The sequence below is a fragment of the Fusibacter sp. QWL-12 genome (genome assembly GCF_058683495.1).
In genome coordinates this window covers 2,365,875-2,388,418 of the sequence record NZ_CM178745.1, presented here as the reverse complement: position 1 = coordinate 2,388,418, position 22,544 = coordinate 2,365,875, and the positions used below count along the sequence as shown (strand labels likewise).

Annotated in this window: 22 protein-coding genes and 1 riboswitch; of the genes, 4 read left to right on the top strand and 18 right to left on the bottom strand. The window is 37.3% G+C overall.

The genetic code is table 11. From position 1 onward, the window contains the following. Positions 1-18: 18 nt before the first annotated feature. Together AC4PID_RS11630 and AC4PID_RS11625 are read right to left on the bottom strand one after the other, a co-directional pair. Positions 19-1,296, bottom strand: coding sequence for a DUF3810 domain-containing protein (locus AC4PID_RS11630; RefSeq protein ID WP_492132165.1), 1,278 nt, complete (start codon positions 1,294-1,296; stop codon positions 19-21). A 7-nt stretch (positions 1,297-1,303) separates the two neighbouring features. Beyond that, positions 1,304-1,816 (bottom strand): GNAT family N-acetyltransferase, encoded by a 513-nt coding sequence (locus AC4PID_RS11625; RefSeq protein ID WP_492132164.1) that lies wholly within the window; start codon positions 1,814-1,816, stop codon positions 1,304-1,306. 120 nt (positions 1,817-1,936) lie between these two features. Here AC4PID_RS11625 and AC4PID_RS11620 point away from each other — a divergent pair, with 120 nt between their 5' ends. Continuing rightward, complete coding sequence (locus AC4PID_RS11620) at positions 1,937-2,998, top strand: M42 family metallopeptidase (RefSeq protein WP_492132163.1); 1,062 nt, start codon at positions 1,937-1,939, stop codon at positions 2,996-2,998. An 87-nt stretch (positions 2,999-3,085) separates the two neighbouring features. On the opposite strand, the gene AC4PID_RS11615 is transcribed toward AC4PID_RS11620, so the two are convergent. The 7 genes from AC4PID_RS11615 to AC4PID_RS11585 form a co-directional block, all read right to left on the bottom strand. Then, on the bottom strand, positions 3,086-4,678 hold the full coding sequence (locus AC4PID_RS11615) for a MutS-related protein (protein WP_492132162.1): 1,593 nt from the start codon (positions 4,676-4,678) through the stop codon (positions 3,086-3,088). Between the two features lie 120 nt (positions 4,679-4,798). After that, entirely contained in the window at positions 4,799-5,416 is a 618-nt protein-coding gene (locus AC4PID_RS11610; RefSeq protein WP_492132161.1) for a copper homeostasis protein CutC, read from the bottom strand. Positions 5,417-5,569: 153 nt separating this feature from the next. Beyond that, complete coding sequence (locus AC4PID_RS11605) at positions 5,570-5,824, bottom strand: HPr family phosphocarrier protein (RefSeq protein WP_492132160.1); 255 nt, start codon at positions 5,822-5,824, stop codon at positions 5,570-5,572. Positions 5,825-5,833: 9 nt separating this feature from the next. Further along, on the bottom strand, positions 5,834-6,319 hold the full coding sequence (locus AC4PID_RS11600) for a PTS sugar transporter subunit IIA (protein WP_492132159.1): 486 nt from the start codon (positions 6,317-6,319) through the stop codon (positions 5,834-5,836). A gap of 259 nt (positions 6,320-6,578) precedes the next feature. Further along, positions 6,579-7,976 (bottom strand): N-acetylglucosamine-specific PTS transporter subunit IIBC, encoded by a 1,398-nt coding sequence (gene nagE / locus AC4PID_RS11595; RefSeq protein WP_492132158.1) that lies wholly within the window; start codon positions 7,974-7,976, stop codon positions 6,579-6,581. 148 nt (positions 7,977-8,124) lie between these two features. Beyond that, entirely contained in the window at positions 8,125-8,976 is an 852-nt protein-coding gene (locus tag AC4PID_RS11590; RefSeq protein WP_492132157.1) for a PRD domain-containing protein, read from the bottom strand. 238 nt (positions 8,977-9,214) lie between these two features. Further along, a complete protein-coding gene (locus tag AC4PID_RS11585) occupies positions 9,215-10,162 on the bottom strand; it encodes a toast rack family protein (RefSeq protein WP_492132156.1) in 948 nt (315 codons plus the stop codon). A 99-nt stretch (positions 10,163-10,261) separates the two neighbouring features. On the opposite strand from AC4PID_RS11585, the gene AC4PID_RS11580 reads away from it, so the two are divergent. Beyond that, complete coding sequence (locus AC4PID_RS11580; RefSeq protein WP_492132155.1) at positions 10,262-11,056, top strand: cysteine peptidase family C39 domain-containing protein; 795 nt, start codon at positions 10,262-10,264, stop codon at positions 11,054-11,056. Here AC4PID_RS11580 and AC4PID_RS11575 read toward each other — a convergent pair. The 6 genes from AC4PID_RS11575 to AC4PID_RS11550 all read right to left on the bottom strand — a co-directional run bounded on the left by AC4PID_RS11575 (position 11,053) and on the right by AC4PID_RS11550 (position 15,581). Then, the gene (locus AC4PID_RS11575; protein WP_492132154.1) at positions 11,053-11,850 is read right to left on the bottom strand and encodes a M55 family metallopeptidase; all 798 of its coding nucleotides are present in this window, start codon (positions 11,848-11,850) and stop codon (positions 11,053-11,055) included. The genes AC4PID_RS11580 and AC4PID_RS11575 overlap by 4 nt on opposite strands. Positions 11,851-11,865: 15 nt before the next feature. Further along, a complete protein-coding gene (locus AC4PID_RS11570) occupies positions 11,866-12,927 on the bottom strand; it encodes a putative ABC transporter permease (protein WP_492132153.1) in 1,062 nt (353 codons plus the stop codon). A gap of 169 nt (positions 12,928-13,096) precedes the next feature. Next, positions 13,097-13,600: a hypothetical protein gene (locus AC4PID_RS11565; RefSeq protein ID WP_492132152.1), complete on the bottom strand. Its 504-nt coding sequence runs from the start codon at positions 13,598-13,600 to the stop codon at positions 13,097-13,099. Further along, positions 13,600-13,995 (bottom strand): DUF4430 domain-containing protein, encoded by a 396-nt coding sequence (locus AC4PID_RS11560; protein ID WP_492132151.1) that lies wholly within the window; start codon positions 13,993-13,995, stop codon positions 13,600-13,602. Before AC4PID_RS11560 ends, AC4PID_RS11565 begins: the two co-directional genes overlap by 1 nt. A 132-nt stretch (positions 13,996-14,127) precedes the next feature. Then, a riboswitch (cobalamin riboswitch) is annotated at positions 14,128-14,296 on the bottom strand. 26 nt (positions 14,297-14,322) lie between these two features. Next, positions 14,323-15,006: a B3/B4 domain-containing protein gene (locus AC4PID_RS11555; RefSeq protein ID WP_492132150.1), complete on the bottom strand. Its 684-nt coding sequence runs from the start codon at positions 15,004-15,006 to the stop codon at positions 14,323-14,325. Further along, a complete protein-coding gene (locus tag AC4PID_RS11550) occupies positions 15,003-15,581 on the bottom strand; it encodes a GNAT family N-acetyltransferase (protein ID WP_492132149.1) in 579 nt (192 codons plus the stop codon). The genes AC4PID_RS11555 and AC4PID_RS11550 overlap by 4 nt, the downstream gene beginning before the upstream one ends. 96 nt (positions 15,582-15,677) lie before the next feature. Here AC4PID_RS11550 and AC4PID_RS11545 point away from each other — a divergent pair, with 96 nt between their 5' ends. Continuing rightward, positions 15,678-17,012 carry a Na+/H+ antiporter NhaC family protein gene (locus AC4PID_RS11545; protein WP_492132148.1) on the top strand — a complete coding sequence of 445 codons (1,335 nt, stop codon included), beginning with the start codon at positions 15,678-15,680 and terminating at the stop codon, positions 17,010-17,012. A gap of 26 nt (positions 17,013-17,038) precedes the next feature. Here the strand turns inward: AC4PID_RS11545 and AC4PID_RS11540 are convergent, their stop codons facing one another. Beyond that, positions 17,039-18,640 carry a GGDEF domain-containing protein gene (locus AC4PID_RS11540; RefSeq protein ID WP_492132147.1) on the bottom strand — a complete coding sequence of 534 codons (1,602 nt, stop codon included), beginning with the start codon at positions 18,638-18,640 and terminating at the stop codon, positions 17,039-17,041. Between the two features lie 20 nt (positions 18,641-18,660). After that, positions 18,661-19,602: a prenyltransferase gene (locus AC4PID_RS11535; protein ID WP_492132146.1), complete on the bottom strand. Its 942-nt coding sequence runs from the start codon at positions 19,600-19,602 to the stop codon at positions 18,661-18,663. 72 nt (positions 19,603-19,674) lie between these two features. On the opposite strand from AC4PID_RS11535, the gene AC4PID_RS11530 reads away from it, so the two are divergent. Next, positions 19,675-20,514, top strand: a complete 840-nt coding sequence (locus AC4PID_RS11530) for a YitT family protein (protein ID WP_492132145.1) — start codon at positions 19,675-19,677, stop codon at positions 20,512-20,514. 174 nt (positions 20,515-20,688) lie between these two features. Here AC4PID_RS11530 and AC4PID_RS11525 read toward each other — a convergent pair whose 3' ends face one another. Beyond that, positions 20,689-22,440 (bottom strand): hypothetical protein, encoded by a 1,752-nt coding sequence (locus tag AC4PID_RS11525; protein ID WP_492132144.1) that lies wholly within the window; start codon positions 22,438-22,440, stop codon positions 20,689-20,691. Between the last annotated feature and the right edge of the window lie 104 nt (positions 22,441-22,544).

Here is a 22,544-nt window from a genome sequence, read left to right as displayed (position 1 = left end):
ACCTTTTCCAATAAACATCTACTGATGAAAATACCCTAAAAGTAAATCTACCATTTTACCATAGCTTTTAACGCCATCCTCTTGCTGGTTGGATTTTAAATAGGTATCGTTTACGGTATCGGCAACTTCATTGGCTTTACCTTCGTAGCTTTTCCAAAACGCACTATACGCAATCACATCTCGATCCACACCCTCTGAGTAGGTTGCTCTCAATTTCATAGCGTCATCTGCATTCTCACTATAAAGTGCGTTCATCGTATGAATCAATGCAAGTATCGTTCCCGAGTATTGAAAATCCTTATCCGGATGTGCCATTGCAGCAATATAGGCGATAAAGTTTGCCTCATCTTCAGGTGCAAAGCCTCTTTGATGCGCCATCTCATGCAAGGTAGTCGCTGGCAGTAAAAGATCTGGAACGGCTATGTTTACGTTTGCCTCAGCAGTATAAGGAAAATAAACACCCGTTATTCCAGTATAAAGCATCGCTTCTGATGCCAGTACAGGCTTAGGCTTTCCGTATAAGCCTGAAAATACATCATAGTTTTTTGAGAGTTCAAAGTAACCATCTCTTGCTCTGGCAAAAATCTGCTGATAGCCTCCAGAAATAGTCATCACACCATTTGAATCCTCCGATTGATAGGCTCTTAATCGATTGGCATCTGCAATCAGCTTTTCAGTTAGAGTAACCAACTCTGATTCCGTGTATTTTGATACTTCAAAGCCCATGACACCTGCTACAGACTCACGTTGATAATTAAATCCCCATAGGAACATAAACAGAACGTATAATATTGTAACGTACTGTGCAATTCTAAACAGACTCTTTAATAGACCACCTTTAAAAATTCTGACGAGTAACAAGACAGAAATACCAGCACCAGCTGCCACGTGCCCATATAAAATAAGTTCACCTAACGAAAATTTAAACAGACCCGTTGCCATACTTAAAAGCTCAATGGTCCACTTATTTATGTTTGTGGCGTAGGTCAATTCAAAAGAAGAAAGGTTGTTGGGAATACTCAGTCGAATGCCATATACGATTAACAAAAGCATAAATGGCAGTAAGTTCATTACCCAAAATCGACCGCTATGAGGTGTCCTAACTATTTCAGTCCGATTCTGACCATCAGTGCTTTTCTGACTGCCATTACGTTTCTGACTTTCAGTTCGAAACTGACTTCTAGCTTGCTTCTTATTTTCAATATCTTTCTGATCCTTGGCACTTTTCTTTGAGTTTGTCTTTTTTTTCAACTCAATACCGCTTTGACTGTCAGCGTTGTTATTTTTTTCAGTCATATCTACCTCAAAATATCAATTCATAAAGTTGCATCGCATCACTTTCTTTAATGTCCGGATAGACTTTTGAAGCAATGCCCCTACATTTAAAATTTAACCTTTCCAGCATGCGAATCGAAGCGATATTGGCTTCATGCGTTATCGCAATAACCGAGTCCAATTGTTCAAGCGATTCTGCAAACGCAATAATCTGAGTAACCGCTTCCGTTGCATACCCTTTTTGATAATGCTCTGGCAATATCTCATATCCTATTTCAGCATGCCGACGTTCATCATCGAAATTCCAAAGACAAATCGTCCCAACACAATGACGCGTCTCAAGTGACTCTAAGCACCAATAATAGGCTTCTTTATGATCGATATCTTTTAAGACGGACTTGATAAATTTTTTTGCGTCAGCAAGCGTTCGATAAGGCTTCATATCGACAAAACGATAGGTAAGCGGATCGGATTTTAGCTTATAAATAAATGCTTCATCTGTTTTTTCAACCGTTCTGATTTTAAGTCGCTTTGACTGCATCTGTTTCTCCTATTATTTCGGCATCCGAAATTCATGGATTTAAATCGTTACTTTTCATGATATAATCATACTGTCAGACCTATTATAACATAAAACAACTTAAAAACTATGGAGGGCGAAATGAATTTAAAGCTATTAAAAGCACTTAGCGAAGCTTTTGGTCCATCTGGATTTGAAGAAGATGTCGTGAAAATTGTGAAAGACAATGTTCCGTTTTGTGATATTGAAATCGATGCGATGAATAACGTCTATTTAAGTCTTAAAAGCAATACCGGTAATAAGCCAAAATTACTTTTAGATGCCCACTTAGACGAAGTTGGATTCATGGTACAAAGTGTTGCAAAGAATGGACTCATATCATTTGTGCCACTGGGCGGTTGGGTACCTACCAACGTTCCTGCGCATACGGTTTATATTAAAACCGAGTCCGGTGAGTTGATTCAAGGAATTATCGCTTCTAAGCCGCCTCATTTTATGAGTGAAAAAGAAAAAAGTACACCACTCGAGCTTGAATCCCTTCAAATCGATATTGGCGCTTCTGATAGGGAAACGGTTATGAATGTTTTTGGCATTCAGGTTGGCGATCCAATTGCACCACATGTTATTTTTAACGAAAACATTAAAAGTGACTTTGTCTTCGGAAAGGCATTTGATAACCGAATGGGGTGTTTTGCCGTTATCGAAACCTTAAGAAGGTTATCTGAAATAGAGGATTTGCCTTATGACATCATCGGTGCTTTAGCAAGTCAAGAAGAGGTTGGAACCAGAGGTGCCCATGTGACAGGTCAGGTAACCGCACCTGATATGGCCATCGTTTTTGAGGGCTCACCTGCAGATGACCTTTATTACGATGCACAAACCGCTCAATGTGTTCTTGGAGGCGGCGTACAAATTAGACATATGGACTCAAGCTATGTCAGCCATAGACGCCTAATCAACTTTGCGAAATCACTTGCAGATGCGCATGAGATTCCCTATCAGTCGGCTGTAAGGCGTAAGGGCGGCACCAATGCTGGTCGTCTCCACACGTCTGGAAAGGCCGTTCCTGTACTCGTTTTAGGTGTCCCATCGCGATATGTCCACACGCATTACAACTATGCTTCTCTTAAGGACGTCAAAGCGACCATGGATTTAGCCGTTAAGGTGGCAACCGCTCCAGTGCCAAAATTAAGTATTGATTAATCTTTAATATAATAAAGTCCAGTTCTCACATTTAGCAAACTTTATGAAAAAAGATGCTTTTAAATGTACGAACTGGACTTTTTAGGTTTATAGCCATTTGCCACTTTCTACGTATTGCTTCGCTGTAGCGTCAGCACGTTTTACCATATCTGCTTCAAAACCCATGAGATGTAGTAATTTGATGGCATTTCTGCTCAGCGCTTGACCCTCTTTCATCTTATAATCAAAGGTCATTTCTGTTTCGGTGACTTCCTCTTGGAAATGATAGGGTACATAGCTGTCTTTGAGTAACTGGCAGAGTTCAAGGTCATGTGTCGCAACGATTGACATCGTCGATGGTACATTAAGTGCTCTGAGGATTTCACTGGATGCAGAAATGCGCTCAATGGTATTCGTGCCTCTCAGAACTTCATCTATGACGCACAGCACACGTTCGCCTCTTGCAATGGCTTCAAGAATCCGCTTAATGGACTTGATTTCAGAGATATAATAGCTCTCACCTGCCAAAAGCTTATCTGAGATGGCCATAGAGCTATATAGATTCATGGCACTCGCACTAAAGGATTCTGCAAAAGCGGTACAAATACATTGTGACATCAGATGGTTGATGGCAACCGTTTTGAGAAATGTGGACTTTCCTGAAGCGTTTGACCCCGTGATAATCATCGCTTGATTGCTATTCATCGTGTTGGGGACGCACTGATCGACAAGTGGGTGGACAATCCCTTCCCCCCGAATATAAGGTAACGTATTCGCGTTATAATCGATCTCAGGGTCGGTTGCATATTTAGCACTGGCTCTCAACGAAGCAACTGCAATGGCCGCTTCAATCTCGCCTAGTTTTTGATGAATGTTAAAAAGTTCTTTACCGTGTTTGGCGATAAATCCTTTTAAAAGCTCATATGAAATTAAATCCAATAAAAACCATCCCAGCATCATTTCTATATACTCATTTCCAGAGACGGCGGATACATTACCAATTTTGATGGCCGGTTTTAGTTTTAAAAAGTCAGCCTCACAATCCTCTATCAATGGCGTTAGCTTGTCCACACGCATTTTTTTAATTCTTGAAAAGGTGATAATCATAGAGACCGCGTAGTTAACTGAAGCGACATCCTGCATCATCGGCCGTCTGCGCCATTCTCTTACCAACGGGTTGATAATGACAAAGAACAGCATGATAAACACTGAAAGCTGAGAAAAGGTCATGACGAAATTCACTATTGAAGCAATCAGTCCTATCACAAGCGCCAGATAGCCAATTAAGTAGAGTGGATTGCGTTCAGTTGCTTCAAAATTATCAGTCACTTTCGCATAACGGTTTCTCCCAAGCTTTGAAAGTGCAAGTGATAGGTTCAGCCGCGTATCGGGTTCATTCATCATTAAATGAATCAGATGCTTTCTATGCTTAAAGGTCTTCTCATCTGGAGACGGGCTATGCAAATAATAGTAAAGCATCTGTTCTCCAGATGTGGAGTATCCGAGATTGATCCTTTTAAAAAGTGTATCAAGATCAAGATCTCTTGAAGTGGTTTCATCGATTAGAAAAGGGTCAACTTCTAATTTTCTACGATAGTTAAGGTATTCTTTAATACGTCCAAAATCATCCTCGGCATATTTGATTTTTGAAGGTTGACCGAAGTTTGATTTCAAGTGCTTTTTTAGCTTTCTGTCACTCATCGTCGTCTCCTATATATGTATTACTCCGTAAACGGAGTACATTCCATTATAGCATTTTAAAGTTTATGCGTATATAAATAGTCACTGTCCATTCAATGCCGTTACATCGTCAACAAGCGCCTATAATGCACCAACAATTTTAGTTCCATGAAGTTCTTCAACTAAAGTCTGCATTGCAACAGCCTCATAATTACCTTCATTCACACCACCGCCTGCGACGATTTTTATTCTACCCTTCGCTTGCACAACGAGTTGCTTTAAAGTTTCAATCCCATCTAGAGCATTTGTTTTTGATCCCTTCGTCAAGACGCGATCAATCCCGAGCTCGATAAGCTGCTCAAGCGTATGGTTGAGATTTGAAGTTTCATCAAACGCCATATGACAGGTGATTTCCAATGGTTTAGACAACTCAACGAGCTTTTTCATCTTTGACATGTCCAGCTCGCTATCTGGCGTTAACACACCAAATACAACCCCTGCAATGCCAATTTCCTTGCATACCTTTATATCCTCTAACATCATTTCCATCTCAATCTCATCATAAACAAAGTCGCCACCCCTTGGACGAATCATAACTAAAGACGGGATACTGAGGTGATTTTTTGCAGCTAATATTGTCCCGTAGCTCGGCGTCGTCCCCCCAACTGCTAAGTTATCACACAGTTCAAGTCGATTCGCGCCCAATGCTTCCGCTTTTTTTCCTTCAGTAAAACTGCCAACACAAGCTTCTCTAATCATTTTTTTCTCCTCCAGGAATTTATCTCAATGTATAGACTGTTCCTATACCATTTCAGAATCTATGATCGATTCATTGTTCTTAATACATTATAACGATAGCCTGTTTCATGGACAATCCCAATAAACAGGCTATTGATTATTTTTATATTGATCTTATTCTTGAATATCGTTGATTATTTTTTGAATTTCTAGCTCAATGGCTTCTGCACCATCTCCCTTAGCTTCTACCTTAACAAGGTCATTCTCTTGAAGTCCCATGCTCATAATGCTCATAATCGATTTCGCATTGTATGATTTTTCACCTTTGATAAGTGCGATTTCACCGCTATATTGATTCGCTAAGCTTGCGATCATACTCGCTGGTCTAGCGTGAATGCCATTTTTACTTTTTACAATTGCTTCTTGCATGTCTGCCTCCTAGTTAATTTCGATTTCAGCCGCAACGGGTAGATTTGTACCATAGTGTGTCGTCATTTGTTTTACTTTTTCTTTATTTGTAATTACAACGGGAGTAATTAACGATTTTGCTCTTTCACCGACAAATGTCAAATCAACTTCTATGATTGGTTCACCTGCTTTAACCTTAGTATCCACTTCAACAAGTCTCTTAAACCCTTCTCCCTTGAGTTCTACTGTATCAATTCCGATATGGACTAATATTTCTAAACCACTTTCAGTTAAGATGCCAAATGCATGATTTGTTGGAAATATCTGAACGATTGTGCCATCAACCGGTGAAACGACAGTTCCATTTGTGGGTTTCACAGCAAAGCCGTCACCGAGCATTTTCTGTGAAAATACTGCATCAGGTACTTGATCGATTGATACCACTTCGCCTGCCATAACAGGGATTAGCTTTTCAATAGATCCTTTCTCTTCTTTTTTCTTAAATAATCCAAACATAGTTCCTCCTCAAACCTATACCATACTAGGAAACGCATCAAATGCTTCAAATTCCTCTATCAAACCTCAGCAATCCGTTGTTCTGAGATTTGATAGAAGAATCTGCTAAGCAGATCTTCTATACTAAGTTGTGGGGGATTAAATTAGTAGTTGTTTTTAGAGTTTTACACTCTAACTTGTTACAGTTTATAAGATAAATGTTTTTTAATTATGAGCAATTTATTAAGATTTCATTACCTAAATCCTTAAACTACTTAATTTACTTAAATTTCTTCATTTCTTCTGCGATTAACTCTGCATGTGTACCGACAACGATTTGCATGTTTTTGCTGTTTGGTTTTATTAAACCAGCTGCACCAAGGCGTTTACAAGCTGCCTCATCGACGATAGCCGTGTCTTTAAGTGTTAATCTTAATCTTGTAATACAAGAGTCAATTTCAACGATATTTTCGCGTCCGCCGATGGCATTGTAATAGCCACGAGCAACTTCTGAAATGCCAAGTTCGCTAACGATTGCATCGCCTTCTTCAGAAACTTCATCGATTCTTCCTGGAGTAGGAATATTGAACTTTGTAATCATAAATCTAAATACCACATAGTAGATTGCAGCAAAGACTAAGCCGATTGGAATGATTAATAGACCTTTGGTAGCAAGGTGCATATTGAGTAAGTAGTCAATAAGACCTGCTGAGAAACCAAATCCGTGAAGCACACCGAGAAGCTGTGTAATTGCAAGTGATAAACCTGATAAAATGGCGTGAACCAAGTATAAACCAGGTGCGATATAAGCAAATAAAAACTCGATTGGTTCTGTGATTCCGGTTAAGAATGATGTAAATGCGATAGAGATAAACATACCTGCTACAGCTTTTCTGTTTTCTTTTTTAGCGGCATGGTACATCGCCAAACATGCAGCAGGTAAACCAAACATCATCATTGGGAACCAACCCGCCATATATACGCCTGCTGTTGGATCGCCTGCAAAGTAGCGCCATAAGTCGCCATTTACGATTTCGCCAGCTGCATTTGTGAATGAACCAAATGTAAACCAGAAAATTGAGTTTAATACGTGGTGTAAACCAAGTGGTAATAATAATCTGTTACCAAAACCAAAGAAGAAAGTACCAAGTGGACCAGCTTCTATAGCTGCGTTACCAACTGCATCGATTGCATTTTGTGCATAAGGCCAGAAGATACCGAAAACAATACCCATACCAACACCAGCAAATGAAGTGATAATTGGAACGAAACGTTTACCACCAAAGAAACCTAAAAACTCAGGTAGTTTGATGTTGTGGAATTTGTTATAAAGAACCCCTGCGATAACACCCATGATGATACCAACCATGACCCCTGTGTTAATGTCAGGATTGATGACTTCATAAACGTTTTTAGTAACTAAAACGCCAATTGCACCAGCAAGCGCTGCTGCACCATGATTGTCTTTAGCAAGTCCAAGTGCGATACCAATACCAAATAACAAGAATAAATTGTCGAAAATTGCTGCTCCTGCTTTGAGCATAACGTCAGCTGCTATGCCTTCGATTCCAGGTACTCCCGCTCCCAAACGAAGGAGTATCGCTGCTGCAGGCATGACTGCGATTGGAAGCATTAAAGCTTTACCAACTTTTTGCAACTTACCAAAAAAGTTACCCATAAATTCCCTCCTGATTTTTTCATTGTATATTCAACAGTCGCGCGCATGACTGTTTGAATCAAATTAGTTTACCATTGCATCAAAAAAGGCATGATCAAAAGGCTCCCCTTCTGACTCATGCCTAATCGTATTAGTAACACGTCAATGGTTATTCAATAAATTTCATATTTCTTTTCAAGCGATCTATATGGATGGCCATAAAGCCAACCTCATCCTCAGGTACAGTGATACCATACTCTGTTTCAATTTTCTTTTTTAGTAATATTGCGATTTCAAAGCTATCTTTTAAATCTTTTTTTAATGTCTCAAGCAATGGATTAACGACTTGATAACCTGTTTCGATACGGTCGATTGCCCCTCTCAGATGATGAATCAATCGGCTATAAGTTAAATCCTTAGGAATTGAAATTCCGATTTGTGTCTCAATCAATTTGACAAGCTCTTTTAAAATCCGTGTATTTTTCACAGATTCTTTCACGTCTTTCTGACTCCTTGCTGCACTTAAATGAAGTGCTATAAATGCAACCTCGTCTTCAACAATAGCGACACCCAATTGAGATAATATCATTTGTTGCGCCTTTAACCCCATCTCATACTCTTTAGGATATAAAAGCTTGATTTCATCCAAAAATGGATTGTGAATCTCCATTCCAAGTTTCATTCTTTCAAGTGCAAATCCAATATGGTCCGTCAATACGATATGAACGCGGTCACTTAAAGGACCTATGCTCTCGTTTGCAACTTGTATGATTTCAGAACAGACAGCCAAAATTTGCTCGTCCAATTGCTCCACCAAATTTAGATAATCTCTTTTCAGTTTATCATCGTAGGTGATGAAATACTTTTCAATCTCAGAAGAAGAAATTTCCTCCTCCATGCCAGTTTTTTTCCCAAATCCGATGCCTTTACCTACTAAAACTGCCTCTCCCTTAGAATCGTTGCCTTGGACTAAAATGGCGTTGTTATTATAAATTCTTACAATTTTATACTTATTTTTCACTAGTACCACCATTAAATAAATTTGTCTGAGCTACAGACATCTTATACCCTACGAACAAGGTATCCTTACAAAATTTAAATGAGACAGGCATTCTTAAAACAAAAAAGACACGAACAAAAAGCGACGCTTTTGGTTCATGCCTGATTAAACAGTAACATACCATTTCTTATACCAATATGTTAACAGAGTGTAAAATTGCTGTCAAGTACAAAAAATAGTACATAATTAAATAATTTTATTAATTGCTATAGCTAAATTTGCCATCCCCTACGTTGAGGTTAATCTTGATGTTAATCTGGCTTTCATCACCATCCACTTTATATTGATCTCTTGACTTGCTATACTCAATGTTTGCCCAATCCAAACTGGAAGTAAATTCAGGTGATTTTATATCAAATACCATCTCATGCCCTTTAGGGAGTTCAAGCTTAATATCGCCGACATTTGCATCCAAATCTAAGTTAACGGCTTCTTTGAAATCACCATTAAAAGACAAATGCATATCGCCCACATCTGTATCCGCAACTAGTTCAAGTCTTTGTTCATAATTACCGTCAAAGTAGCTTCTAATTTCACCTGTATTGGTATCCATTTTGACTGTATCTAATGATTCTGCATTCTCTATATCGAGGAACAAATCACCAACATCTGATGTCATTTTGATATAGCTTAAGCTAGATTGATCTGCATTACTTGATAAAGTGGTGTCGCCAACGTTGGTTTCTAGATTAACTTCTGTTAGTACTAACTTGTTTGCATCAATTTTATAATCGCCTACATTTAAGTTAGAGTCGATTTTTATTTTAATCTCTTCAGGTACTTTTATGGTGATTTTACTATTTTGCGATTGTGCTTTAAGCTTATAGGAATCTTTATTACTATAGATGACCTTAAGTGTATCCCCATGTTCTTCATACTTCGCAGTTGCAAGTAATTCTTTTAGGTTAGCTTCTTGATCAAAAACAATATCGGTTCCATTTGTACTTATGACTTCAACATCTGAAACAGTTATGTCCATTTCAAGTTCGATTTGACTGAATCCTTTGACGCTTTTATCATAATGAACAGATTCATCCATTTTCGTATCAAATACATTAAACGGTTGATCATCATCATTTATCAAAGAACATGCAGTCATCGATAGTGCAAGGATTGCAACAAGAGCACCTTTTACAAATAACTTCATATCTCCACCTCATTTATTTATTTCTTACATTATGATATAGTTTTCTTAATATTAGGTTAAAGTCATCTTAATGTTTATTTACAATTGGAGGTTGCAATAATGGGTTCTATTAAACTAAAACGCAGTTATTACATCTATCTTTTAGTATTCATTGCGCTTTTAACAGCTTGTTCACCAAAATCAATTGATACGACACAGCCTTTGACGCTCGAAACGACAATTGCCATTATCACATCTTCAGACGCTACAACCGTTGATCCACAAGAACTCGAGCTTGAAGCAATCGATGCGGTATCACAAGATTGGGGATTGGGAGACAATATATCTGTCTATGTAAATAACGGCAGAGAATATGATTGGTATGTCGATCAAGCTACCACTGGTTTACACGCTGGAAACAATTGTGGGCCCAGTTCTATTGAAATGGCTGCCAAATGGTATGATGAAGATACAAAAGCAACCGCTGAAAAAGCTCGAAAAAAATTCCGTTCAAGTGGCGGTTGGTGGTATAGCGATGACATTAACAATGCACTTGATCTTTATGATATTCCCTATAAAATAATTGCGCTGGAATCTGACTTTGACTTAAGAAACATACTCGACCAAGGCAGTATCGCCATTATTAATAACAGCATGGGATACATCCCATTTAATGGCAATGCCAATGAAAGAATTAATCGATTTTATACTTTTGACAGCGGACACTACCTCATCGTCAAAGGTTATGTCGTCGCTGACGGTAAACTTTACTTTGAAGTTTACGATCCTAACAATTGGAACGAAAGCTACGATGACGGTGAACCAAAAGGAAAAGACCGCTTCTATGAATCCAGCGTCTTAATGTCTTCCATTTTAAACTGGTATCCTTTTGCGGTCGTTATCTCAGAACCTTAAAGCACAAAAGCAATCATTCTTAACACTTCAAAATAATCATCCGTACTAAATTGTATAGTGTTTGCATCAAGTTGTATCATTCCTGGATAATAGGATCGCCTTTTTGCATCTACATGCTCTTTAAAGGTGATGCTTACCTCAAAGTGTTTTGGCAACGCAACTACTTGATTTTTTAAATTACCGCTAAGAGCAACTCTAGCGGTATTTCTTATTTTATCAAGGGCTAAGTTTGGCGAAAGATGTGTGACGCTGCCACCTTTTCCTGATTTAACGGATACGGTTTTAATATTGGGGTAAAGCGCATTGGCTTGTTCACAAAGTCCTTCATCACCAGATGCAAAAACTGTAGGTACGCCTTCAAGTGCAGCGGCATAACTGTAAAGTAAAAACTCGCTGGCTGGTAAACCATTTAGTGAGATTTTTTGAGAACGACCCGTCATCGTATGAGAAAGTGGATTCAAAGGACTTCCCGCTGCTCCATGATACCCTACAAACAATACCGCATCAAAGCTTGAATCAATACCATCCACCATAGAATAAGGATGTCCACTCCACTGTCTAATAATTTTCACTTCTTTGGGTAGCAAACTCATATCTATATTGGTGGCTGTATTATGCGCATCTCTTACGACGATTTCAGTGGCACCAGCCTCTATAGCCCCTTCACATGCTGCAAGACATTCATTGGTCATTTGTTTGACGTGTGCCTGATAACTAGGGTGATCCGACTGGCATTCTTGCCATAATGTTGTGCCTGTTATGCCTTCCATATCAATACTAATAAACACTTTCATATGTGCCTCCACAAATTACTTATTGTCTTCACTTTTGTTGTCTTTGTCCATTCGAGCCATTACACTGATTTGCTTTTCTTTTAATTTATCGTGCAGGGTATGCATTAAGCCAAACTGACTGGTCGCTGCATTTGGATAGTTTTTAAAGAAACGTTTACCTCTCGTATTCTTAACCTTCTCAAGTGCCTCTCCGAATCGTGTTAAGCCACTTGTATTTTGGTCCTTATTGCGTTCTTTCATTTCATTTAGAAATTCAGAATATATATTAAAGTTGCCATATTTTTTATAAAACGCACCCGATTTTACTTTTAATTTAGCTTCTTCAATAGCCTCTTTTAATTTCAATCGCTGTTCAAAAACAGATTCTGGAATAACCTCTGTAACGATTGATTTAACGTCTTCAAGATTATCACTAATTCTCTCACTTATTTTTTCACCAATCTTTGGCACCGTTTCAGTTAACTTATCTAATCCCTCACCCACCTTATCCAGAGTCTCTGTGATTTGATCAACGATTTCTTCAGAAGCTTGCTGTAATCTGATAACAACATTTCTAAGATTGATTAACTCAATTAAGGTCGTTATCGTGTCTATGGAAATGACCAAGTAGGCAATTACCAAGAAAGTGTTCATACTCTGAGCTTTAAACTGATCGTAAATCATCATGACAAGTGGATTGACAAAGCGCCATAATATAAATCCACCGATTCCCCAAAAGATAGAAACATCAAGTGCAACTCGACCTTTAATATTAAATCGATGCTCCGTATAATTCCACCATCTCGTCTTGAAAAGCACTTCCATACCATAAGATGTCACATATTCCCATACAGATGCTACAAGAGCTATGTAAATCATTGTCAAACCGGTTTCAAACTTTGAAAACGCCTCAATATACGGGATAACCCAATCTATAGAAAGTATGATCGTTACCACTGCAAATCCATAGATCGGAATAATTGGTCCCCTCAAAAAACCTCGATTGACTATTTTTTTATTCTTTATCGAAACATAAGATGTTTCCCAAATCCATCCAATCAATGAATACGCTAAAAATAAGAAAGCTATTCTTTGCAAATTATCACACTCCATTACTGTTCACTATTAACTCTAATATAACATACTTATGACACTATCAGAATAGTCTAGATACAAACTTAAAAGCATCTCTCTACTAGCATTCAATCAGCAACTAAAATTTTTGCGAGTATAAATCATAAAAAAAGAAACCCGTAGGGGTTTCTTCTTATGCAACATGCATTTTCTCTTTTGCAAAACCTATCGTTTTCACCATTGGCTTATACAATACGAGCATAATGATAAAATTTGAAGTGCCATGAACGATATCAAATGGAATACCTGAAATCCAATATGGAATAGCATAACTGATACCATAAAACAGCGATTCAAACAACGCAAAAAATAATCCAAATGTAAAACCATAAATAGCCGATAAAATCGCATAGCCATACTCTGACTTCAGTGTACGACTGATAATATGTGTTAATATCACTAAAGTCGGCCACAAAATGTAATAGCCTAAAAGCCACGTTCCAAACCCATAGATGAGAATTTCTGTGGTAACAAAAACAGCTACGACCATTAGGGTTCTCTTATAGCCAAATAACACTGTGTAAAGTATCATTAAAAAGGTTACAATTTCAACATTTGGTACAACACTAAGAACAAATTTCCCCGCTGTCAAGGAAGCGGATAAAATAGCAATTAGTGTAATATCTTTTGCTCTCATTAGAAGTTACGTAACTCAAATCTATAGACATCGCCATCGGTTACAGGTACATCCTTGACACCCACCATAGCGTCTTCACCATTGATTAATACATGGTAATACTCGCTTGTACTATCAGCCTTATAACCTTCAAAACCAACAACCATTGGACCAAATGATGAATCTTCTGACTCAAATTTAACTTGATCCTTCACTTCATTTAATAAGTCGTATAAGAATGCTGCATCCGTATCGAAGTTGTATGTTTTATCTATGCCTTGTGATTCTACATAAATTTCAACTGTAACTGATTTTTCGCCAGCTTTAGCATCTGGACCGAAAAATTGATTGTAACCAAACAATGCAACTACTGCTAGTAAAACAACTAAACCAATTAATACTACCTTCTTATTCATATCCTTCTCCTTTAATTTCAAAGCGTTTTCGCCTTGATTTTACCACAAGCAAGATTGTGGCTAAATAAAAAACTCACTTCCTTGAGATAGGAAATGAGTTGAAATTCGACTCTTTCCATCCCACCCCCAGGGGAATAAAGCGATCTATGGGCAGGTCTACCGGCTTAGCTTCATTCGCAACTCACCCTTCCCGCTTGCGCAGTGGTAATATGAGTCTTGTCAGCATCACGGTTGCTGGGACAGCTCGAGCATTCTCGATTCCCTATTAAGTCTTTCGACACCGCATAAATTTACATTGTATATCATGAACATTATAAAAAAATACCACTAAAATTGCAACTCTTTTTTAGCATCCATAATTTCCTTACAGTAAATCTTGGCACTCGCATAGTCTATCAATAATTGCTCAGCATCATTTAACGCGCCACTCAGATCAAACGTTTCATCAAAGCCAAAGAGACTCATGACAATTTTTTTTGTTTTGAGTTCTACATTGGTTTTAGACGAATCAGAAGTTGTAGAGCCAAATGGGCCATTTTCATCGGAAAATATGGGTAATCCTGCTAAATTTAATTCTTGATTACCAAGGCTTAGATAGCTCTCTCCCTCTCGTCCTGCTCTAAGAGTGATATCTTCGCCTAGTTTGTCGTAATCAAAGGTGCCCACTGGGCAAACCTGTGTCATTGAAATCAAATTTGATAGATCGACTATATTATTAATAAAATCAAGTCCTTCACCTTTAAGTATTCTTCGTAATAGCTTTTCACATGATAATCGATAACGAGTAGGGTCTTTACCGAAAGCTCGATAAGCAGCTCTACCAGCTTTGATTGGCTCAAGTTGACTGATTTGATCCACTTTCATAGATTTCTGTAAAGCTTCAAACGCCGTAAACATGTATGTCTTAAGTCGCTCATCATCGCTTGTCGTTATCACATCAGCTACTAAAATCCCGAGTTTGAATCCAGTAATCTTCTCAGTGTAAGATGGATCTATTTTTAGGGTTTTCATTGAAATCCTCCTTTGAAGTCGTTCCACATAACGTGAACACTTTCATGTACCTCGATTTCCTTATACCCTTGCTCCTTATACATGTTTAATGTGCCTCTATACTGCTTTTGAAACTCGTTAGATACAAATGGCATGCCTAACATCCCGTCATATCCAAGCGCTTTATAATGCGCTACAGCTGCAGACAAGAGCTGTCTGGCAATTCCTTTATTACGATAATCTGGATGAATAATAAAGCACATGGTACAAGCGACTTTTTGATCCTTTACGATAGGTTTTATGTCCTCTTCAATTCTGATATAAGCGCTTGAATCATTAGCATTGAGCCATCCAACACATTTGTCTTCATCATACGCTAAGAAGCCTTGCATTGAGCCTTCTTTAATGGACATAATCGCTTCACTTCTATTTAAGTTACCACTGCGCATCATCCATTCATCTTGGTCTGCTTTTGTATGATAGTATCTGCAGTAGCAGGTTGACCATTCAGGTGCATGTCCAAACTTTAAATGATCAATATAGTCAACAAAAATATGACTTTGGGAAGGGTTCATAAATTCTACACGAATCGCCATTATAACCTCCATTGAAAACAAGTATGAGTAACGATATAATAAATATATCACATCTTAAACAAAATCGGACGAAGAAACTACAAATGGAGCTCAAATATGAACACGACTATAAAATCCTACAGCTATATTGGTTTACTTTTATTTTTCGTTGCAGTATCAATTGTATTAGGTGTTCCCATGTATCTTGGTATGGCGACAACTTGTGCGGTTGGTTATCTTTTTTTAAGTCGCAAACGCATATTGCCAAAGCTAATCATACATAACACTAAGTCGGTTTCGAAGACAATGCTCTTAATGTTTCTCATCAGTATTACGCTTCCAGTGCTTATGGCTTCAGGCGCACTCCCTACCGCCATCTATTACGCGACACAATGGATGGTTGGACAAAATTTACTTCTAGCAGGTTTTATCATATCCTTTATTTTATCAATGATTTTAGGTTCAGCGATTGGAACATTAACCATAACACTACCGCTATTTTCATCTATTGCATTACAGGAAGGTGTCTTTTACCCATTAATGATCGGCGCACTACTTTCAGGAGTATATATTGGCGATCGATGTTCACCACTTTCCTCTGGTCTACATTTACTCTCAAATGTCACTGAAACCGACTATAAAAAAAATATGTGGGTATTACTCGTTAGTGCACTGGTTCCATTCGTCATAACGACAATTTTCTTTTTCTTTAAAGGCCAAAGCGCTGTGATTACAAGTGATTTAATTGCAGCCAATGAGAACTTAAAGCAAATTTTTAACATCTCTATTTTCAGGCTCATCCCTTTAGGGGTATTGATTTTACTCTTACTTTTAAACCAACCTATTACAAGGGTGCTTACAATCGTTTTTGCGATCAGTCTAATATTATCCATTCAAACTTTAGGTTCAGTAACAGAGATTATAAAGACCTTATATCATGGATTTTCTTCGACTTCTGCAACGGTTGCTTATTTAAAGACATCTGGCTTCAAACAGATGCTAAACGTTATTCTAGTCATATTTTTCTCAGGTATTTTTAATAGCTTACTTGAAGCTGACAGCTTAATGAAGCCTATCATTGATCCCTTTGTTCCTAAAAAACCTTCAAAAATAAAATTGATGTTTAACACCGGTTTATTGAGCATCGTTTTAAGCATGGTGACTTGCAGCCAAGCGATGACCTCTATGGTCACGGGAAAATATATGGCACCACACTTTGATGCCCAAGGTGTCAAACGCGAGTTTCTAGTGATGCTTACAGCAAATCTAGGGCTAAACATCGTCGCTTTGATTCCTTGGAATGTTAATGGTATTATGATTAAGCAGCTTACTAGCGTCTCGCCTCTTGATTATTTACCCTATTCCTTCTTCATTTTGATTTTAACCCTATTTTCACTCCTACTTTATCCAATTATTTTGGCTTTGTTGAAGGAAAAAAACCGACTTGATTAAATTGATAATATTAAACGTCCATCTCATTATTCTGAGTGGACGTTTTTTTTAGTTTCCATTAGACTTCTAAAAGCAGGTGACTCTTTATTTTTATTGTAATACATATTCCGCTCAGCACTTTGGATAATGGTTGCCATATCCATTCCTTGAAGTAGTTTTGTATCCACACCAAACGCAACGGACAGATGAATGCCTTTTATCTGTTTCATTGAAACGTTGGCTCTAAGCCTTTCAATTAGATGCAAGGCTTCAGAAGTATCAGTGTGTGTAAGTAATATAACAAATTCATCCCCACCTAATCTAGCAATGATTTCATCTGATCGACAGACTTCTTTAAACGAATCAGAAATCTTAATCAAAAGTTCATCACCAGACTGATGTCCGAAATAGTCATTGATGAGCTTAAGACCATTTACATCGGCAAAAATAATAGAAATCGGAAGATTTCTTGGAACATCTAACCTTTTTAACTCTTCTTCAAAAAATCTACGGTTATAGAGATTCGTTAATGAATCGTGATAGCTAAGGTACTCTAAGTTTTGCTCAAGCTGATATCGCTCAGTTATATCCCTAATTAAAAAATGTACCACTTGCTTTTCATCTATTTCGATTTGAGTCATTTTAACTTCAGTTAGAATTGATTCTCCTGATTTTTTTTGCATCCACCATTGATGAATTTTATGTCTCTGATGATTTGAAAGCACTAAAGCATCTTTTAGTAAGCCAAAAGTTTCTTCAACCTCTTTGCTGATTAACGATTTAATAGGTTTTCCTATTAAGTCTTCAAATGAAGAATACCCCAATAGCTCAACCATACTTTTGTTGCAATTGACAATCATCCAATCCTGCATCAGTAGGATTGCATCAGCGGATTCATCAAAGAGTTTTTTGAATGTCGCTTCACTCTCTATTAACCGATCATTGGTCATTTTCAACTTTTTGTTCGCATCATACAGTAGCTTCGTTCTTTGAGAAACTTTTTCCTCAAGTTCTTCATTAAAGGTAGTGATTTTATCTTTTTCCTCTTTAAGGAGTTGACTCAACCGAAATTGTCTGCGCTCTGACTGTTCAAACGTATAGGCACTAAATAATCCCATAAGAGAAACCGCAATGACTAAGATATCAGTATCCATCTTAATATCATTGGGGACATTTGTATTAAGCATAGAAGCTGTAAAATAAACCACATTTAAAACAAATGTTGAAAAAAGCAATTTTATCCAATTAATTCTGCTAAGTACAGTTAAAAAAATCAACCCAAACAACAATCCAAACCGATAAGAGTAAAATTGGTACCTTGCGCCAACAAAGGTGAGATACAGCATACCATACGCGCCAAAGTTAGCAACAGTTACCATCATCCAGTCGCTCATTTTTGTATAGTACTTGGTGAAAGTAAGGTAAAGTGCAATAAAAGCAAGTGGTGTAAATATACCAAATCTCACGCCCCAAAAAGTTGGCAAAGCGCTTGGTACAGCCTTTATATCTACAAAGGCAAATACCAAGTAAAAAGGAATACTCACAGAATAAAGGACTCTATGAAATAAGATGTTTTTCTTATCTCTTTGTTTTAAAAAGGCATGTTCCATGTCTTGATCTTGAAACTTTAGCGTCATCCATTCTTTCATAGAAACCCCCAATGAAATGGTTAATTTATAAAGATTGCAACTAAAAGTGTCAACAATAGTGCACTTGCATAAGCAAAAAAATTACCTACAGCTAATTTGAATGTTTTTGATTTGACTGGATTTGCACAAAATATGCGTGCTCTTTTGTAAATAAAAGGAAGTGTGATATAAACAATAACCATCGGCAAAGGTAGTTGCTTTAATAAAATACTTAAACCCAAGATTCCATATGCGATAATTGTATTTGTCTTAAATAAAACAGCACTCTTTTTAATTCCTATTACAACAGGTAAAGTAAATCGATTATTTAAAATATCCTCTTCTCTATCACAAATGTTATTTGCCAGCATTATGTTGCCAATCATTAAGCTAAGCTGAAGACCCAATAAAATAGCAGGCATAATCGTCGTTAGCCTTATCGATATATAAACAAAATTTAACGATAAGCTTATTTCACCTAAATACCCCATTGGCATCTGTATATAAAAAGCAATAAATGTAATCAAAAGACCCATAAATAGACCGGAAAACAGTTCACCTAAAATTGTCCTTGAAAGTGGCAGTGGACCAGCAGAGTAAATAATCCCTATAAAAAAAGAAATAGCACCCAAGACTAATACGAAAGTATCCGTGAGTAAAGTTAAGCCAATTCCAGCACAGCTGCCAACGATGAGAAGCTCTACTAAATACCGCTTTGCTCTATTCGTCGTTAATTGCTTAGATGTTATTGGATTGTGTTCATCGTAGTGATATCCAGTCGTAACAATTGCTCTTTTCGCATCAAAGTAATGATTTAAACCAGTTGTTGCCATATCAATACACAGTAATGCTATGAACATTAAAAAAAATCTTTCCAAATAAAGCGTTTCAAGTGTATAATATGCCAGTGCTGTGCCCAATAATAGTGGGAGTAAACTTGCAACCTTTGTTCTGAGTTCTATAAATGAAATAAATGCTTTCATATGAATCTATCTCCTTGTGAGTCGTATGATTTATTGGGTAATTATGTAGTATGAAATTTAACAGGAGGCCTTATGTCAACAATCAAAAGTTATATCTTAATTTCAATCGGTGTTTTAATCGTAGCACTCGGTATCTGTTTTTTCTTAATTCCAGCAAATCTAGCAACCGGTGGTATAACGGGGCTTTCTATGATTATACACGATTTGGTGCCTAGTATCAGCATTGGACAAATCCTTCTCATTTTAAATGTAATCCTTTTTGTCGTAGGCTTCTTATCAATTGGAAAAGAATTCGGCGCTAAAACCATCTATGCTAGCTTTTTATTAACAGGTACGATCTATCTGTTTGATACATTCTATAAAGTTACAGATCCAGTTGTAGATGATCTGCTGGTGAACTTAATCGTAGGTATCTTGATACAAGGTGTTGGCTTAGGAATTGTATTTAATCAGGAGGCATCCACTGGGGGCACTGATATTATCGCAAAGATTCTCAACAAATTTTTCCATCTCGACATTGGTAAATCCTTATTAATCGCCGATTTCGCAGTGGTCACCTTAGCAGCATATAGCTTCGGTATAGACTTAGCCATCTACGCATTCCTTGGTATTCTCATGAATGGATTGATTATTGATACTGTAATTGAGGGCTTTAATCAAAAGCTAAGTGTATCTGTGGTCTCCACTCAAAGCGATACGATTCAAAAGTTTATTGTCGAACAACTTGAAAGAGGCGCCACCATTTATAGTGCTAAAGGGGCATACACCATGAAAGACAAAGAAATCGTTAACTCAATCATGGATAAAAAGCAATTTATAAGATTAAGAGGTTTCGTAAAAGCCGTTGATCCAGATGCGTTTGTAACGGTCTCAAACGTTCGCGAAGTTCTTGGCGAAGGTTTTCATAGATAGTTATCCCCGCTCAATGATAATTTATCTGCAACTTAAACTAACTTACATTTATTCATACCCAAAACTTTTGAACCTATCACGTTTTAACGCTTATATTCTTACAAATAAAGGCGATATTGTAAATCAACAAATCAGATTTACAATATCGCCTTTTATTTTAGTCACATTCTTACCTTACATCATTAAATGACTCTTCATCATGGCAGACACGAAAAAGCTCATGATGACGAACATGTAGAAGAATAAATACATGCCTAAAAAGAATGAAAAATGTAAAAACCAGTTTACATAGTAATAGTGCTCTTTTTTCCAAAGATAATATAGGCTAAGTGCAATTAGCCCAATTGCCGATGGAATAGCAATCAAAGCAACCGTACTGCCAAAGAACCAAGGGTATATTTGTTGATATAACCTAAATGCTGAATCCGGGGCAGCTACCATTATAACTCCTATAACAAGAACAGTTCCCATCAGTATATATTGGGTGATATTGTCCTTTTGTTCTTGCTTAAATCTTGCTAATTTTCTAAACAAGATAATCGCCACTAGAACAACAAGTAGCCATATATTATAGTCTGAGAGTGATATTAAAAAGGAAACAAGACCAAGAAACAAAGTATTTGCTAACGCAACGAGTGTATATCCAGAAAGTTGAACTAAGTCTATCGGTTGATTTGTTTTTGCGTATTGAATCCACTCAGGCGTATTTCCAGCCATCATGAGGACACCAGCATTGTTTTCCTTATCAATCCAAATTAACTGATCCGACATTTCATTTTCAAAATAATAATATGCAATTGGGTACTTTCTAGTTAATGTTAAACGTGTGTTCTCAATTAAAATATCGCCTTGTCGTGTAAAATAAGAAATATTGGTATAGATGCCACCCTTTACTTGTGGATATCTAGACAAGCCCTTACTTACGTTATCTAGCGTTTGCTGCACACCAAGAATATAACTGACCTGATCACCCTCTATATGAGTCAAAATTGGTTCCAGGCTGGTTCTAACATGATAAAACAATGTAAAGTCCTCTTGTGCCAGATTTGCTCTATCATATTGCCATACACCAAGCACACTAGGTGCACCGGGACTTAAATGATCAAACAGACTCGACATGATGGTTACGCTGTTTTCTGTTGGCATAATGTCCTTAAAATAGCCGTAGAATCTTTGGTCATTTTGATTCATAACAACACTATCATGATACTCACCTGACTTTGAATCAACTTGATAAAGGATCCCATTTTTTTCTGTATTGACACCAGCGTAGACCATATCGCCATCAGAGCAGATGACAAGACTTTTTAAATTCTCATATCCATCAATTTCTCTGATGATTTGATCTTCCATGAAAATTTGAGTGATTGTATCATCTCCAGCGATAACGTAAGCACCATCTATATCAAACTGCTCAGCATGCTCTGATACCAATATTGGCTCTGAAACATGATTTAGACTCGCATCAAATGCAACTTGATAAAGGCTAACACGATCACCGAAGTAAAGGTAATTTGTATCCTTACTTTCTGTCACTTTGACAAGCTTTACTTTACTTGCCAATATTGGTCCACTACCAAGTGACACCTTCGCTTCTGATTGTAACACACCAAAATGATTCAATGAGGCGATAACAATACTAGTTGACGTTTTATACGCAACAATATAATTTTCCCCATCTGTACTTTCAGAGATACCAATCAATCGTTCATCAGTTGGTAAACCTTCCAAAGCTTTATAACCAATTGACCAGTCATCAGAAGGCTGTTCAATTGTAATCAACCATTCTGTTGTACCATGCATCAACAAAACAAACACGATTAGCAATACAAAATAAAACGACCATCTTTTATAAAATACGGTTTTATTCTTTGAGGCTTTACGTTTCTTTTTAGCCGCCCGACTTAGGCTCTCTCGTTCTGACATGCTGCTTCCCCCTTAAATGTTTACTCCAAAACAATCAACAAAACTAATTTCAATACTCTTTATTTGTGATGCGCTTGTCTTCTACAACTACTTATGTCTGACTA

Excerpts from the sequence above, each read along its gene's own strand:
- AC4PID_RS11560 (WP_492132151.1), bottom strand. The coding sequence starts at position 13,995 with ATGAATAAGAAGGTAGTATTAATTGGTTTAGTTGTTTTACTAGCAGTA.
- AC4PID_RS11630 (WP_492132165.1), bottom strand. The coding sequence starts at position 1,296 with ATGACTGAAAAAAATAACAACGCTGACAGTCAAAGCGGTATTGAGTTG.
- AC4PID_RS11585 (WP_492132156.1), bottom strand. The coding sequence starts at position 10,162 with ATGAAGTTATTTGTAAAAGGTGCTCTTGTTGCAATCCTTGCACTATCG.
- AC4PID_RS11580 (WP_492132155.1), top strand. The coding sequence starts at position 10,262 with ATGGGTTCTATTAAACTAAAACGCAGTTATTACATCTATCTTTTAGTA.
- AC4PID_RS11625 (WP_492132164.1), bottom strand. The coding sequence starts at position 1,816 with ATGCAGTCAAAGCGACTTAAAATCAGAACGGTTGAAAAAACAGATGAA.
- AC4PID_RS11535 (WP_492132146.1), bottom strand. The coding sequence starts at position 19,602 with ATGAAAGCATTTATTTCATTTATAGAACTCAGAACAAAGGTTGCAAGT.
- AC4PID_RS11545 (WP_492132148.1), top strand. The coding sequence starts at position 15,678 with ATGAACACGACTATAAAATCCTACAGCTATATTGGTTTACTTTTATTT.
- AC4PID_RS11600 (WP_492132159.1), bottom strand. The coding sequence starts at position 6,319 with ATGTTTGGATTATTTAAGAAAAAAGAAGAGAAAGGATCTATTGAAAAG.
- AC4PID_RS11610 (WP_492132161.1), bottom strand. The coding sequence starts at position 5,416 with ATGATTAGAGAAGCTTGTGTTGGCAGTTTTACTGAAGGAAAAAAAGCG.
- AC4PID_RS11620 (WP_492132163.1), top strand. The coding sequence starts at position 1,937 with ATGAATTTAAAGCTATTAAAAGCACTTAGCGAAGCTTTTGGTCCATCT.
- AC4PID_RS11525 (WP_492132144.1), bottom strand. The coding sequence starts at position 22,440 with ATGTCAGAACGAGAGAGCCTAAGTCGGGCGGCTAAAAAGAAACGTAAA.
- nagE (WP_492132158.1), bottom strand. The coding sequence starts at position 7,976 with ATGGGTAACTTTTTTGGTAAGTTGCAAAAAGTTGGTAAAGCTTTAATG.
- AC4PID_RS11530 (WP_492132145.1), top strand. The coding sequence starts at position 19,675 with ATGTCAACAATCAAAAGTTATATCTTAATTTCAATCGGTGTTTTAATC.
- AC4PID_RS11555 (WP_492132150.1), bottom strand. The coding sequence starts at position 15,006 with ATGAAAACCCTAAAAATAGATCCATCTTACACTGAGAAGATTACTGGA.
- AC4PID_RS11565 (WP_492132152.1), bottom strand. The coding sequence starts at position 13,600 with ATGAGAGCAAAAGATATTACACTAATTGCTATTTTATCCGCTTCCTTG.
- AC4PID_RS11540 (WP_492132147.1), bottom strand. The coding sequence starts at position 18,640 with ATGAAAGAATGGATGACGCTAAAGTTTCAAGATCAAGACATGGAACAT.
- AC4PID_RS11550 (WP_492132149.1), bottom strand. The coding sequence starts at position 15,581 with ATGGCGATTCGTGTAGAATTTATGAACCCTTCCCAAAGTCATATTTTT.
- AC4PID_RS11575 (WP_492132154.1), bottom strand. The coding sequence starts at position 11,850 with ATGAAAGTGTTTATTAGTATTGATATGGAAGGCATAACAGGCACAACA.
- AC4PID_RS11605 (WP_492132160.1), bottom strand. The coding sequence starts at position 5,824 with ATGCAAGAAGCAATTGTAAAAAGTAAAAATGGCATTCACGCTAGACCA.
- AC4PID_RS11615 (WP_492132162.1), bottom strand. The coding sequence starts at position 4,678 with ATGAGTGACAGAAAGCTAAAAAAGCACTTGAAATCAAACTTCGGTCAA.